This window comes from Vibrio clamense, assembly GCF_050337905.1.
Classification (GTDB): Bacteria; Pseudomonadota; Gammaproteobacteria; order Enterobacterales; family Vibrionaceae; genus Vibrio; species Vibrio cortegadensis.
The window spans coordinates 65,499-80,479 of record NZ_JAKJTJ010000025.1 but is presented as its reverse complement, the minus strand read 5'-3'; the positions used below and the strand labels follow the sequence as shown (position 1 = coordinate 80,479).

General features: G+C 42.4%; 10 protein-coding genes and 2 pseudogenes. All 12 read right to left on the bottom strand.

The window, feature by feature from the left end:
* Nucleotides 1–4: 4 nt before the first annotated feature.
* The 12 genes and pseudogenes from L4C39_RS13835 to L4C39_RS13780 all read right to left on the bottom strand — a co-directional run bounded on the left by L4C39_RS13835 (nucleotide 5) and on the right by L4C39_RS13780 (nucleotide 14,974).
* The gene (locus L4C39_RS13835) at nucleotides 5–1,426 is read right to left on the bottom strand and encodes a GumC family protein (protein ID WP_113795587.1); all 1,422 of its coding nucleotides are present in this window, start codon (nucleotides 1,424–1,426) and stop codon (nucleotides 5–7) included.
* On the bottom strand, nucleotides 1,423–2,541 hold the full coding sequence (locus L4C39_RS13830; RefSeq protein WP_429746443.1) for a glycosyltransferase: 1,119 nt from the start codon (nucleotides 2,539–2,541) through the stop codon (nucleotides 1,423–1,425). Before L4C39_RS13830 ends, L4C39_RS13835 begins: the two co-directional genes overlap by 4 nt.
* Nucleotides 2,534–3,283 (bottom strand): acyltransferase, encoded by a 750-nt coding sequence (locus tag L4C39_RS13825; RefSeq protein ID WP_429746441.1) that lies wholly within the window; start codon nucleotides 3,281–3,283, stop codon nucleotides 2,534–2,536. The genes L4C39_RS13830 and L4C39_RS13825 overlap by 8 nt, the downstream gene beginning before the upstream one ends.
* Before the next feature lie 96 nt (nucleotides 3,284–3,379).
* Complete coding sequence (locus L4C39_RS13820) at nucleotides 3,380–4,762, bottom strand: O-antigen ligase family protein (RefSeq protein WP_429746439.1); 1,383 nt, start codon at nucleotides 4,760–4,762, stop codon at nucleotides 3,380–3,382.
* The gene (locus L4C39_RS13815; protein WP_429746437.1) at nucleotides 4,762–6,216 is read right to left on the bottom strand and encodes a lipopolysaccharide biosynthesis protein; all 1,455 of its coding nucleotides are present in this window, start codon (nucleotides 6,214–6,216) and stop codon (nucleotides 4,762–4,764) included. The genes L4C39_RS13820 and L4C39_RS13815 overlap by 1 nt, the downstream gene beginning before the upstream one ends.
* Nucleotides 6,213–7,484 (bottom strand): glycosyltransferase, encoded by a 1,272-nt coding sequence (locus L4C39_RS13810; RefSeq protein ID WP_429746435.1) that lies wholly within the window; start codon nucleotides 7,482–7,484, stop codon nucleotides 6,213–6,215. Before L4C39_RS13810 ends, L4C39_RS13815 begins: the two co-directional genes overlap by 4 nt.
* Nucleotides 7,477–8,688 (bottom strand): glycosyltransferase family 4 protein, encoded by a 1,212-nt coding sequence (locus tag L4C39_RS13805; protein WP_429746433.1) that lies wholly within the window; start codon nucleotides 8,686–8,688, stop codon nucleotides 7,477–7,479. Before L4C39_RS13805 ends, L4C39_RS13810 begins: the two co-directional genes overlap by 8 nt.
* 200 nt (nucleotides 8,689–8,888) lie before the next feature.
* Nucleotides 8,889–10,016 carry a glycosyltransferase family 4 protein gene (locus L4C39_RS13800; protein ID WP_429746431.1) on the bottom strand — a complete coding sequence of 376 codons (1,128 nt, stop codon included), beginning with the start codon at nucleotides 10,014–10,016 and terminating at the stop codon, nucleotides 8,889–8,891.
* A pseudogene (locus tag L4C39_RS13795) lies at nucleotides 9,997–10,167 on the bottom strand (helix-turn-helix domain-containing protein); the annotation flags it as partial. The gene L4C39_RS13800 and the pseudogene L4C39_RS13795, both read right to left, overlap by 20 nt.
* A gap of 218 nt (nucleotides 10,168–10,385) precedes the next feature.
* Nucleotides 10,386–11,559: pseudogene (locus tag L4C39_RS13790) on the bottom strand (sigma-54-dependent transcriptional regulator); the annotation flags it as partial.
* A 111-nt stretch (nucleotides 11,560–11,670) separates the two neighbouring features.
* Entirely contained in the window at nucleotides 11,671–14,124 is a 2,454-nt protein-coding gene (locus L4C39_RS13785; RefSeq protein ID WP_429746429.1) for a HAMP domain-containing hybrid sensor histidine kinase/response regulator, read from the bottom strand.
* A 40-nt stretch (nucleotides 14,125–14,164) separates the two neighbouring features.
* Nucleotides 14,165–14,974 (bottom strand): phosphate/phosphite/phosphonate ABC transporter substrate-binding protein, encoded by an 810-nt coding sequence (locus L4C39_RS13780; RefSeq protein WP_429746427.1) that lies wholly within the window; start codon nucleotides 14,972–14,974, stop codon nucleotides 14,165–14,167.
* Between the last annotated feature and the right edge of the window lie 7 nt (nucleotides 14,975–14,981).

Genomic DNA, 14,981 nt, shown 5'->3' with positions numbered 1-14,981 from the left:
GCATTTAAGCGTGTGGAATGGTCGTGATAACAGGAACACCTAAGATTTGTTCAACCTCATCTCGACGTCGAACTCGCGTATCAAACACTTCAAGTAACGTTGCTAGACCTATCCCCAATGCAATACCTGCAAATAAACCTGCAACGATGAAAATGATACTCGGCATATTGGATGGCAGACTTGGAGTATAAGGAAGGTCAATAATTTTTACTCGTTTACTGTGTTCAAACGCCCCTAGAGAACCCGTTAATTGTGCCATCTCATAACGTTCGACCAACTCTTCATATAGCTGTCTTTTTACTTGAACATCGCGCTGTAATCGATAGAGTTCTTTTGCATTGCTACCAAAATTATTCGCCTTTTGTTCCAGTTCAAATATCATTTTACGCAGACTTTTTGTCTCTTCACTCAGTGATTCAAATTTGCTACGAACAGACTGTAAGCTGTGTAGTTGGGTGACTAACAGCGGTTGATTGTCTGAAGAACTCGATAGCGTATTACTGCTTGCAATATCCCATAATTGGTCAGAATTGAGTTTAGGTTGGGATTTGCCGAGCAGGGCAGTTCTCTCAAGCTCTAAACGGTTGAGTTCTCTCTGTTTGGCTTGCACTGCGCTATGGTTATCTGTGTATTTGGCACTAAGAAGAGTCAGATCACTTCGAATTTCTATAATTTGCTCTTCAAGCTTACCAACAACTGGATTGGTCTGAGACAACTGTTGATCAATGCTACCTAAGCTCTTTTTAACACCTGAAAGTTCGGCTTCTTTCTCTGCTAAAGACTGCTTCAATGTTGCTAATCGATTTAAGCTTTGTCCCTGCATTTCAGGGCTTACAGATGAATTGATATTTTTAAAATCAGCCAATTTTTGTTCTGACTGGTCAAGCTCGTCATATCGTTTGTTAATGTGAATAGTAAGAAAGTCGCTGGAATCTTTTATAGACGAGCGTTCAGGTGCAAGCAATTGCTCTATGAAGTGACCACTGATGGATTCGAGCATCTCTTTCATCCCTTCAGGGTTACTTGCGGTTAAATGAATTTTGAGGAAATCCTTACCAAGTTGAGAGATATTGAGGCGGCTTGATAGCTTAGAGATCACTTGTTCTTTTTCACTACCACTCATTTGATCGTTTATCAGGCCTTGCTCAAGTGCAACGGACATTAATACATGACGGCTTTTAAGTAAGGTTCTCAACGCATTAATTCTGTCTTTCAGCATGGTTGATACGGCCAAATCCTCCAGGAAAGGGTTCATTTTCGCCGTCTCTTGGATAAGCATACTGGTATGAGCTTGATAAACGCGAGGGGTCATTTTACTGATTGCCAACCCCATTAAAGGAAGGATAATAATTGGAAGTAAAATGATATAGCGTCTATGCCAAGCCGAACTTAACAACACAAGTAAACGTATTTTAAGATTAATCATAATAACTCCAACATCCAGCTAACAAACTGACTCCGGTTGTCCCAACTCTCTTCACTGACAATATCGGTTCTAAGCTTTGGCTCATGTCGTGCGACTTCTAAAGCCAGGATCATCTCATCGCTTGTCGATATGGGATGCAAGTAAAGTCGGTAGGGGTGCATTGCAGGAAAATCGGTTGTGACGATGGGTGTTCCAGTCGCCAGATATTCCATCAGTTTCAATGGACTGCATGCCTGAATCTGTTTGTTTGATTTGAATGGAAGTAGGCTCACATCCCAATGTTGAGAATAGCGAGGAAGCTCTGCGTGGGGCTTTGCTCCAAGGTAGTGAACATTGGCGAGTGATGGTAATAACAGCGTCTCCAATTCGTTGGGGCCGATAAAAATAAAGTCCCAATCTGGCAAAGCCGTGGCGACGTTCGTTATCAAATCATAATCTAACCATTCCGATAAGCTGCCATAAAAGCCTGCAATTGGTCGATGCGAACTAGGTAAATCATTTGCTCTTACCGTTGGGGTAGAAAAGAGTTCAACATCAACACCATGAGGTAATAATTGAGTTTTACATTTTGGGAATTTGTCACGAATTGCGTCACTCGCAGCAAAAATCAAATTGGCTTTTTGAGACATTTTTTGCTCATGAGTGTTGACTGTTTTATGATCAACACCGGCAAGTGAGGAGAAGTCATCACCGCAATAATAGACGACAGCGTATTCACCCAAATGCCCACAAATATCAGCAGCGGTTGGAAGCGACGACCAAAGAATAGGCTGATTTAGGTTGAGTTTTTCAATTATCGGAAGTAACTGTTTGAGTATTAAATCTTTTGCCATTTTCCGAACAAAGTTAGATTGAGGCGCAGGAATCGTTTTTAAGTTAACGATGGTGATATTTGGATGCACGATGGCATCGGACATGCCCTGTGTATCTCCCTTGCTTTTTCCCATCAACTTATTGGCTGCTCGTGAAATATCTTTGCGATTGAGCTTGGGTTGACGCAAACCGATAGAGTTTACCCAAACGATTTTGCGGTTTTGAGCTAAACGCTTAATTAAGTGTTGTGTGCTCGAAGGCAAGCCACCAAAATCTTCACCGAATACTATGAGATCATGCATAACGTTCTCCTTCTGTTTGATGGGTTTGGCTATCGGGGATCGAGCGAATCACTTTCGCGGGGTTACCTGCTGCAATGACAAATGGTGGGAGATCTTTGGTGACGACGCTGCCAGTGGCAACCACCGTACCTTGACCAATCGTTACGTTACTCATTACCGTGACATTACTCCCGAGCCAAACGTCCTTCTCTAAAATGATGTTTCCCACTTGTGTTTCATCATCAGCTTCACCTTTCGCCCGGCGAACAGGATCGAGAGGATGCCCAGAGTACCCACATAGAAATACACCGCCTGCCAGTCTTACGTTATCCCCTAATACGACCTGCTGACCGACAGCAATGGTCGTTTGCCAACCAATGCCAATATTGTGTCCAAGTGTGAGGGTAGGTGATTGAGAAGAGGATCGTCCGCTGAATGTCGTTTGACCTGATATTCGGCAGTCGCTCCCAATATTGATTGTGAGTGGGCCCGAAATGTAGGGAATGCCACCATATAGGTAGAGGCGTTTTCCGTAACGTGAAAGTCTTCCTTTAAAAGCTGGAGTGTGAAAAAGGATTCTGAGAATTTCGTTAATGCTATTTCGTGCAAACGTATAAACACCATAAAAGATCTTGTTCATGATGTGTGGCGTTGGTAATTCAGCCATTCGAGCTTGTTTCAAAAAGAGAAACAAATTGCGAAATTTAGGATTTGGATGAACTTTAAGCCAACTTTTGAATTCATTTGTTTTGGTTGCCAACATAAGCTTGTCTCTTTTTGTTTATCTATATGTTGGTTATTACACAGATTGTGCCAATTAATTTAGTCAATAAATTCAATTGGATAGTAATGAAGATATTTAGGTGGCGGTATTATTCTCATTTTGACAGGCATTTTGAGTGAGGTGAGATACCGCAATAGTCAGCGCAGCGAGAATATAAATGGGCCAAGTGAAGCCTTGAGTAAGGAAAGTTGCAGAGACAATGGTTCCGATCAGTCCGGCATATACTGAATTTGCCATCGCAATTAAATAACAGTTATGAGTTTCAGGCTTTATTGCTATCTGCTTAAGCGTTTTTCGCGCAGTGAGAATCAAAGAGGTGATAAATCCGATAAACACGACTAAACCAAGCATCCCCGTTTCAGCCAATACACCAAACCAAGTGCTGTGTACTGCGTGATTTAATCCATCCCAATGTGGACTATAAAAGAAATAATTAGAGTAAAAATTGTTCAAGCCGACGCCAGTAAATGGATTGTCGAGTGACATTTTGAACGCCGCTTCCCATGCATACAGTCTTCCCATTGCGGATGCGTCAATTCCTGCTTCTGCTGCACCTCCAGATGCTCTATCAGATATCCCTGCGACGCTGTATAGAACCAATGCCGCGATGGCTCCAATACTGAATAACGCAACTTTTGAACGTATCAGCTTTATAGCAAAAATACCGAATACCGCTAATGAACCAAGCAGTCCTCCACGGCTTTGTGTCGCGATGACAGCCATCATTAAAATAACAATCGTGACAATGCTGCATAAGCGAATTAGCCAATGGACTCTGGGTGTTGTCGCTAACCCTGCCGCAAAGGCGAGTGGAAACATAAGTACTAGCGCTAAATCGTTAGGATCGCCAAGAACAGAACCGATATCGCGGCCAATAGTGACTCGTGAACCTTCAACCAAACCAATGCCATTGACTGAATTAGACAGCGCGACCGTTCCCACCAATAATCCTGCCATCACGATTAATACCGATACCCGAGCGAGATTGTCGATATTGTTCATCAACCAAATTATGGCTAATGTCATGACAATAATTTTCCAATAGGTATTCTTAAATGTGGTGATGGCAGTGCCACGATTTGAAGCGAACGCAATACCCACGATAACAAGCCCCCAAAAAATCGCTAACCAAGTTAATGATGGATGCCAATACACTTTGAGTTCTCGGCTGATTAATGTATGCCAAATAAGAGCCGATAACGCTCCTAAAGAGAGCAATAAGGGGATTTTCAAAGAATACAGAGCAGGGATCACTTCGTGAATACGAAAGAATGAAAACACCACAAATAGAGTGACGAGCCAGAAGGTCTGGCTAATCACAAACAGAGCACCAAGCGGAAGCAGAGCCAGAACTAGAGCAACCGCAGGGTTAGGAACAAGCATCCACACCAAACCAATCAAGGCGCAGATTAGGCTGACAAGAATGAATGAGCTAAGTCGTGATGGGTATGATGTCATTATGCTTTCCTTAGCGAATGCAATTTTGAAAACAATTCAGACATAAAAGCAGAGTTAACCACTCGACTCGGCAGGGTAACAAGTTTGAGTTTAAGTGCACAAAAGATAACGATCATTGGCGCAAGAACGCTCATTAGTATTAGCGCTAAAACAGTAAGAGCGTAGCTTGCAATAAAAAACAGGAGTATGCATACCACTAAAAGGATGAGCATCGATTTGAAATCATAAGGAAGTTGGTGAAGACGTTGGCTGACAACGGTTACAATGACCATGCGACTAACCTGAACCAAAAATACCGCCATTAAGATACCCCAAATTCCAAATGAGTTAAGTGTGTACGCCAGAGGCAGACCAACAAATGTACAAAGCATGTTGATTCTCAACAGAGTCTGAGTGTTTTTTTCAGCAAGTATTCCAATATTGAACAGCTCAGTAAGCTCTTTGAATACGGCAATACTAAGTGTCGCAACGAGAATTTTCCCTGAAAATATGTAACTCTCCGGTAAGGCGATAATAATAAAAGCTTGACCGAAAAAAGCGATACATACGGCTAGAGCGGCGATAAGAACAATGCCATATTGCGTATAAATAGCGGCTTGCTTTGGTCCTTGTTGTTCGATGACATGAAAGCGCTTGGGCATCCACCACATTCCGAATGGCTGGACCAAAATACACATGGCTAAGGTAAATTTTGCTGCAATGGCATACAACCCAAGTTGCTCTAAATTGGTGGCGTATAAGATCAACCAACGTTCTGCACCATTTAGTCCAAAAGCGAGCAACCCTGATAGCATGAGTGGGAAACAGTAATTTAGGTAACGAGATGAATATTGTAATTTGGGAAGGGAAAAGTTGAGACGTTGAGTTCCCTGAATTAAGAGAAATTGAACAAAATGAGCCACTGTACTCGCGAGTAATATTCGGACAACACTTGGGCCCGTGAACAGCACCCCTAGAATCAAACTGACTTGTAGAGTTGTGGTTGCAATACTAATTAATAGAAAGTGACGGGCTTTGTTTTGCATTCGAATCCAAGCCATGGCCACACCAATTGCGCCTTCTAAAGAGAGAGAGGCAATAACCACGAATAACTCGCTTGATGATAAAGGGGAGATCCAGCCATCAAGATCATCGATGAATAGAATAAAGCCAATCAAAGCGGCTATCATTAAAAACGAAATAGTGAGCGTCAAGCTAAACAGTTGGCTCGCGATGCGTTTTTGCTCCTCATGGGAGGCTTTCTCTCCTGCAAACCGATACAGAGCTTCATGCAATGCAACACTGATCAACATACCTAGGAACGCACTTACTGTAGCAAGCAGTTCCAGTTTTCCAAGTTGTGCAGGTTCAAGGTATTGAGCCATCACAGGAAGCATCAACAATGAAATACCTTTAATTAGGAATATCCCAACTGCGTAAGTCAGCATATCGCCCATGGCCGATTTTAATTTCATAGCGATGTCCCTGTGCGTGAACAACGCTCTGAACAGACAGAGAGTGTCATCTCAGAGGTAAATTTATCGGTATCGATGAAACGGGCGATAGGTAGGTAACAGGTCTCAGCTTGGTACTCTTTTGCCAAAATATAAGCTCGAGATTGAATATTCGAACGCCATAATGGGGTAATGGCGAGTGTGTGCAATATGGTTTGTAAGCTCTTTGGGTCTTGAGGCGTGTATTTCATGCAGTTCAGACCATGAGTTAACTGGGTATCCCAGTACGCGCCATCTTTGGGGATAACGACACACATTCCTGCGGCAAGGGCTTCTAAAATGGATAAACCAAACGGCTCATTGATGCTAGTAGAAACGAAAATACTGTTTTGAGATCGTAGCTGATCCAAATTATCTGGCTGTTCGTTCCACTGAACATTTTGAATAGCGATAGGAGCTTGCGTGATATTGAGATTGATCTCTTGAGGGCGAATATAGCAAACCGTGGTGTGAAGGCAGGTTGTCGCATTATTTGACGAGGAATTATGAGTGTTAGCCTTTAGTACATTGAGCAATAGGTCTAAGCCCTTCCATTTAAGAAGTGATGCAGCCCAAAATAGAGAGGCATGATCGGTTTGGCTTTTTGTTGGCCAACAAGTTTGGGAAATACCATTCACAAAAGTGTGAGCGTGTGGGGAATGCAGTACAAATTCAGCTAACGTCGTTGAGTAATGATCGCCATTCTTAATTGAAAGATAACAGGAGAGAGCGTCAATAAGAGATTGTTTGGTACTGGGTAGATAAAACAGAGCGTCACAGCGTGTCAGGCAGAACCCAATGGAGCGAGAGGCTGCGACTGGACCGTGAATGAATTGAATAATGTTAAGTGCGACTAAGGTTCGGCACAGGTATAGGCTCATATCGATTCCAGGACCAGAGCAAGCAACCAGTTTAGTAATAGAGTTGGAAGCGGACACCTTAATACTCAATAGCGTTAAGCAGATGTACATTGATAGATAAAGCTGTTTTACCCAAAATAGACCGCCGCATGATGCCTTTGCGAGTGAGTATGGAATATGCAATTTTACTATTGTTACATCATGCTTTCGTGCCAAGGAGCTGTTTGACCAACATTTAGGGCTTGCCGTCAGAATCGTGAACTGACTATTTTTCGCGTTACATAGCGCTAAAGCTTCACTTGTCGCCACTTTTGAACCTCCAGAAAAACCTATTGGATCAAAGACTAAACTGTGTCCATATTCAGCACCGACTTTCGCTGTGTTATCCATGGTGACCTCCTGTAGACGGTACATGATTGATAATGCTTTTAAGTGGTTTTAAGCCATCGAGTAACGAAATTTTCGGGACAGAAGATTGAGCTATCTTCGCCAAATACAGAGATTGGATGGCTTGAGTATTGCGCTCAATAGTTAATTGTGTGCTGACATAGTTAAATGCATTCGTACCGAGTTTTTTCTGTAACGGTTGGTCGTCAAGAAGCGTTTCAATCGCATGGACAATCGGTGCAACCCCACTGTTTTCGTATAGAATGCCAGTATCATTATGAGTAATGAATTCTGGAATACCTCCGGTACTCGGGGCAATTATGGGCAAACCAGCCAGCGCGGCTTCACCGAGAACCAGCCCAAAAGCCTCCGTTCTCGCGCCACTGATAAAGGCATCAACGCCACCACTTAACCAATTCGCTACGTTAGTCTGCTCTCCAACAAAATGAATGCGGTTCATCAAGTGGAGCTTGCCGACTTGTTGTGCGAGCTCATCTCGTTGTTCACCGTCACCAATCACAACCAAATGCAGATCAGGGTAGTGGTGTTCAAGCAATTTCACTGCTGAAATAAGCCTATCAACCCCTTTCCGTTCAATGAGTGAACCGACTGTCGCTAAAACAAAATCACTCTCTTTTAAATTGAGTTTGGTTTTTACATTCAGCGGGGCACTTTTTGATATATCCGCTTCGATACCATTATGAATAATAGAGACCCGATTTTGCGGGTAACCTTCGTTAATGAGGTTAAGACTGATCGCTTTACTGACACAAATGATATTCGGTGATAAGTGTAATCCTAGCGACATTCGATCTCGTAGTTGGTAGTCGCTGTGGAGTTGGGTGATTAGCGGGATATTGCAAAGCTTGGCAACCAAACACATCCACTGGCAAGGCGCACCACTGTTGACATGAATTAGGTCAATGTTATTGCGACGAATCAGGTTCAAGCCTTGCTGTACCAGATGGTACCAACCATTGACATCACAGCGTGGGCGACTCCAACCAGCGAGTAATGAGAACTCACTATGTTGGCTAAATATGTCACGCTCACTCACATGTGTGTGAAGCGCTTGGCTGTTGGTCCAAAGGTGTGGGACAAACAGATCTCGGTCTAAATATTTGAATAGACGGATGAGGCACATCTCGCTGCCTCGGATCCAGTTATCACCATAATGAACAAATAGGATGTTTTTTTTATTTTTCATTTTGATATACCTAACGTAATGACGATAGGTATACGATTGCAAAGGTGATGCCAAACTCAACTGCTAATTAACCATCTGATTTTAATAGATATAGTTATTGTTGATTAAGAGTTTTGATGCGCAATTCTCATATTGAGAAACATATTCTCAGTTTGAGATGAGCCTATTGTATGAATATAAGAGCGCTTTTGTTCAGAAAATTAGCAACTAGAACTTTCAGATTTTGTCGGAAGGATTTGATACACATTCAGAAACTGAGGGATCACAGCTTCACTAGAGTAGTGCTTATTCACCGTGTTAATCGCATTTTGAGTCATGGCATTTTTTTCACCTTCAGAAGAAGAGAGCCAAGATTGGAGATGTTCAAACAGTTGATCGGCGTTATTCGCGATAAAGCCATTTTCATTATGTTGAATAAGTTGGCTTAGATTTCCAACATTCATCGCTAGTACTGGTATACCACGTGACATCGCTTCTAATGCTGCCATTGGCAAACCTTCAAATCGTGAAGGAATGATAAGCAGCCCAATATTCTGCCAAACGAGTGACATATCATTTTGATGTCCGTGAAACTTAACATTTGAGGTTTTGTTTGCACTCAAATCAGAGTCAAGTGGACCGCTGCCATAAATATCAAAAACAAGTTCTGGAAAGTGTTTGGCTAAATCTAAGATTCGGTCTGGGGCTTTTTCATGGCTTAGTCTCCCAACAAAAGCCAGTTGCTGTCCGTTACTACGCGTCACATTACCTGTGTTGACGAAATTGTTAAGAACCGAAGCTTTAACGGGCAATTTCGCTTGTATCAACTGACTGACCGCAAGGTTGCTATTTGAGACACCAGCGGAATAGCGATCACACATGTCATACAATTTGACCTTTCCTGCAGGGGTTTCTCCGGCATGAAAAGTTGACAATTGAGTGATAGGCTGCGCCCATGAGAGTAATTTAGTTAATTTGCTTAAGATACTCGCTTTATACCCGTGAGCATGAATGAGTGTCGGTTGATGAATACGATTGGCGAGATGAAGTTGATGCAGCGGTTGATTCAATAATTGATGAAATCGTTGCGTGGATCTATTTTCCGTATCAACTAACTGGTGAAGATAAGAGTAGGGAATACCTTCAACATTCAATTTCTGGATGATCGCAGATTCTTCAGGATACTCTGTCAGTAATACCACTCGGACAGAGGGGATTTTACTTTTTGAATGCAATCCAAAATGCTTAAGCCCGATTGCGAGCTCAAGCACATGCGTTTCTATCCCACCAAAAGTTAGGCTATCGATTAACAACCATATCTCGCCTAATCTAGGCTTGATCGCATTCACTTTCGGATTCCCAAGCCTGTTTCTTCCGATATACGGTAGAAGGACTTAACTCTAATAGTACTGCTGCATTTAGGACGTTACCGTCGCAAAAATCAATCGCATGCTGAATCGCTTCGCGCTCGATTTGCCACATTGGTCTTATGTCTCCATTCGGTTTAGTTAAGACCGAGTTAATCATAGACGAATCGGCGGCACTCACTGGCTGACTATTTGTGATGCTGTCACTTAAAATGGGTTGAGCATCGAGATCGCCAGACTGTCCAGAAATTGTATTCGTCTGCTCAGAAATTTGAGGGACAACAGTAGGCTGTACTTCAACAGGTTGCTGAATTTTGGTCGCCGCCGAGAGCCCCATTGGCTTAGTGGTGGTATCTTTGCTATTAATTGGAGGCGGTAGATGTTCAACAGAAACGTGAGTTTCATCATTAAGAACGACAATGTTTCGAATAATATTTTGCAGTTGACGAACATTCCCAGGCCAAGTGTAGCGTTTTAGAATCGTTTCTGCATCACGGTTAATTCCGATGAATTTCTTACCGTCTTGTTTAGCATAGACTTTCAAAAAGTGCTTCGCTAGAGTCGCAATATCAGAGCCTCGCTCACGAAGTGCTGGCATCTCAATGGGCACGACATGAACTCGATAATAGAGATCTTCGCGGAACCGACCTTCTTGAACTTCCAATAAGGGATTTCGGTTGGTTGCACATATTATACGCACATCAACTTTTATCTCTTTGCTGCCACCTAGTGGGGTAAAGGTGCCAGTTTGTAAGAAACGCAGTAACTTCTTCTGCATTTCCAATTCCATTTCGCAGAGTTCATCTAGAAACAGTGTTCCACCATGAGCAAGCATCGCCGCACCTTTGCGATCGGTGGTGGCTCCAGTAAATGCGCCTTTCACATGGCCAAAAATTTCACTTTCCATGAGATCACGAGGTATCGCGCCGCAGTTAATCGCAATAAATGATTTATTTTTGCGGTTACTCTCTTTGTGGATGGCTTCAGCACAAACCTCTTTACCCGTTCCACTCTCTCCATTAATGAAAACACTGGCGGTTGTTGGTGCAACAGAATCAATGGTTTTATACACCGCTTGCATTGGTAAGCATGACCCGATAAAGCCATGAAAGCGAGAACGATCAAATTTGTTCTGCATATCATCAACTAAGTGCTCTAATTTAGCGCGCTTAAGATGAAGTTGAACAGAGGTTTTAAGTCGATCTGCTTTAATCGGTTTCTCAAGGAAGTCTTCCGCCCCTTTTTGAATCAGGCTGACGGCAATATCGACAGAACCATGCGCTGTGGCAATAATCACTGCAGTCGGTATTTCGTTGCTTGAAATCCACTCTAGGACATCTTCTCCAGACATATCGGGAAGTTTTAAATCAAGAATGACCAATTGTGGAGTGTTGCGTTGTATAAAGTCTTTTGCTTCGCGTCCGGTTTCAACATGAAAGATATCGTAAGGTTCATCTTTCACATATTGTTTATATAGCACGGCCAGCGAGGTCGAATCTTCAACTAGTAATACTTTAGGGCGCATGCATACTCCTTTTAAAATCATACGATTAAAAAATCGCTATAAACAAATTAATAGCACAGCCTTTCATAACTATGAATCTGATTGAATTAAATATTTGAACTCGAATGGTTTTCAAGCATGGCTTTCAAAGCCGAGAGCACTTCGTAATTTAAGCGCTTTAATTGAAGCGTTAGCAAGCTCTTCTATTCCTGCACATAATTTGAATGCTTCTTCTGAGTTATTTTGTAGGCACTGTTTTTCTATTGCACGAGCTAAAGTGGACAACTTACGGTTGCCAAGTGCCAGTGAAGAGCTGCCTAATGTATGTGTTTCAAATTCGAGTGAGTCTATATCTTGAGCATCCATCGCCGCATATATCTTTTCTAAACGGACATGGCACTCTTCGACATAGTGTTCAATCAAAAGAGGAATGACTTCTGCGCTTGTATCTTCAATCATTTGAATCAAAATCGATTCATCAACGTATTGGTTTATCAGTTCGGAATCCAAACCTTCCGACGCGACAGAGTCTTCAGGTGAGTGAAGGTTAATGTTAGATTGCAGTGCTGCGTCGTTGGTTGTGTCCATATTGCTTGTGTCCATGTCGGTTAAATTCCCCTGTTCTTGAGTCATTACTGAGGTTGATCTCTGTTGTTGGTTTGGCATCATTGCGACTTCGTTATTATCATTACCGCTTGAACTCATCCCCGTTTCATCCATAGACAATCGCTCCGGATCTAAATAGCGGTTTAGCATTTCGATGAGTTGGAACATTCTAACTGGCTTCGAAAGGTAGTCATCCATGCCAGCTTTCATAAATTTTTCTTTGTCTCCAGAAAGAGCATGAGCGGTCAGTGCCACAATTGGGACCGATGATTTCAGCGAAGACTCTAAATTTCGTATGTCGCTACATGCCTCAATCCCATCTTTTTCGGGCATAGAGATATCCATGAAAACAAAATCATAGGTGCCATTAAGGACCATTTCCACCGCTTGATTCCCATTTTCAGCGATATCGATATCCATTCCTACGTGAAGAAACATATTTTGAATAACGAGTTGATTCGCTTTGTTATCTTCTGCAACTAGAATCTTACATTTGCGTATTGCTTCCGAAAGAACGGGGGACGTTTTACTGGTTTTATCTGACTTTTCCTCTTCATCTGACAGTTTTAGGTAAGAGGTGAACGTAAAAGTGCTACCTTGATTTAATGTGCTTTTGGCCGTAATACCACCATCCATCATCTCAGCTAGACGTTGTGATATGGCAAGCCCCAAACCGGAACCGTCACGGCTTCGAGAGTAACTTTGGTCAACCATTGTAAATTCATCAAAAAGGTAATCGAGGGCATTAGTTTCTATGCCAATTCCTGTGTCCGTCACCGAGCAGGTCACTTGAATTTTGTTATGATCTTGGACTTCGGTTTTCAATTGAACGGAGATCAACCCCTCGGAAGTAAATTTAAATGCGTTTCCAAGTAAGTTAAGCACAACTTGGCGGAAACGGTTGACGTCTCCGATAACATTAATGGGTTTAGTATTATCAACCGAACAGACTAACGCGATATTTTTCTTGTTCGCAAGAGCATTAAAACTATCCACGATGTCGATCATGCAAGTGTTAAGAATGAAAGGTTTATGCTCCAGAATCAAGGTATTAGCATCCATTCTTGAGAAGTCGAGAATGTCATTAATAATCGAAAGTAGCAACTCGCCTGATTCAGTTGCAGTATGTAAGAGTTTCATCTGTTCTTTATCTAGTTTGGTTTCCTCAAGAAGAGATAACAAACCAAGAACGCCATTCATTGGGGTACGAATCTCGTGTGACATTGAAGCTAAGAAACGACTTTTAGATTCACTGGCTTGTTCGGCTTCACTTCGCGCGAGTTTTAATTCACCGTAATTTTCTTGAAGGCTACGCGACATCTTATCGAAGGCATTGGCGACTTCAGCTAATTCATCCTTCTGCTCCATTTTAATTTGATAACCGGGGCCATTCTCTGCAACGTTATGCGCGGCTTCGGTGAGTTTTGTGAGATTTCGAGTTAAATACGTGCCTAAAACCAATGAGAAAACAGCCACAAGAAAGACTTCAAGAGAGGCGATAGCAACGATCGATTTTTGGGCACTGGCCAAAAGGTTATCAATGCTTGAGGTTCCAAATCCCATATCGATGTGACCGTAAACCGTGCCGTCGACTTCTATATTAACGCGTGTATCAAAAATGCCGTCATCAATAGTATCTAACCCCTTATCAAAGGTCGGCGTTCGATCTAATAGAGATTTGTCTCCACTGCACGCTAGGACTTTATCGTTACGTATTACTTTCACATACAGAACATCTTCTAGAACAACGATCTCGTTCGTTAAGTCGTCCAGTGTGGCGAGATCCATGGATAAGACAGCATCTTGAGTGGCTTTTGCAAACATGATTTTAGTTGCATCTGCCCGTTGTATTAACTGTTTTTCGTTTGAATCAGCAAGAAATGACATCGAGCTAATCACTAAGATCATCAATAATATAATCTCTATTAGTGCAATGCCGATTACTGTTTTCGCTCGAAAAGTCATAGCTCGAAATGTCATAGTCAAACCTTTTGTCTAATGAACCTTGTCTATTTTTGAGTTACTTTTTATCACTCATTAGATTGTTGATATGAAGTTCTCGAACGTCATCCCAGTCGTCGTTCACTGCGGCTTCAAATCCAATAATTTTCAGTGGTCTTAATAACTTAGAACCTGAATCTGTTTTCGATAAATCCGCGAAGATCTCCTGAACTTGTTTTGTAACGGATAGAGGTACTCTAGGGTGAGAGGCAATGGCATGGGGTGTGTAACCTTTGGTGACCCAAATTGGGGTTAATTGCTCTCTGATTTCACTGTCCATCGCTTTGAACGTTCGCATTACCCCACCGCCTGCGGGGTAAAAACCTCTTGCGACGGAAAGATAAACAGAATCATGGGAAGAGACGTATTGAGGGGTCGCGTTAATATTTTGAGCGGCAAGATCGGCTTGAGTCAGTATAGTTGCGGCAAATGCGGCCGGAGCAGGGAAGGCAAGCGTTTCATCTTGCAATTGTTTTAAGTCTGTAATGCCACTGTCTTTACGTACAACGAGTATCCCCTTGATTTGTTTATTCTGAGCTTTTGCAATGGCTTGATAACCGGGCGCTTGATTAAAGGTAACGAAGTGGTAGGGATTCATGTACGAGAAGTCATATAACCCTTCGCTTAACCGTTGCTCAAAAGTCGGAATATCAGCGGCTGTAGTAAAAACAAAATCATGGCCTGTCCGCTTACTTAGTTCATTCATAATAGGAGTCCATTGCTTAGCAAGTCGACTCGCAGATTGTTGCGGCACAATACTGAACGTGTACTGCTCAGCAAAGGTTAACATAGGCGAAAGTGCAAACATCATACAGAGCAGTTTTTTCATAGCAGCC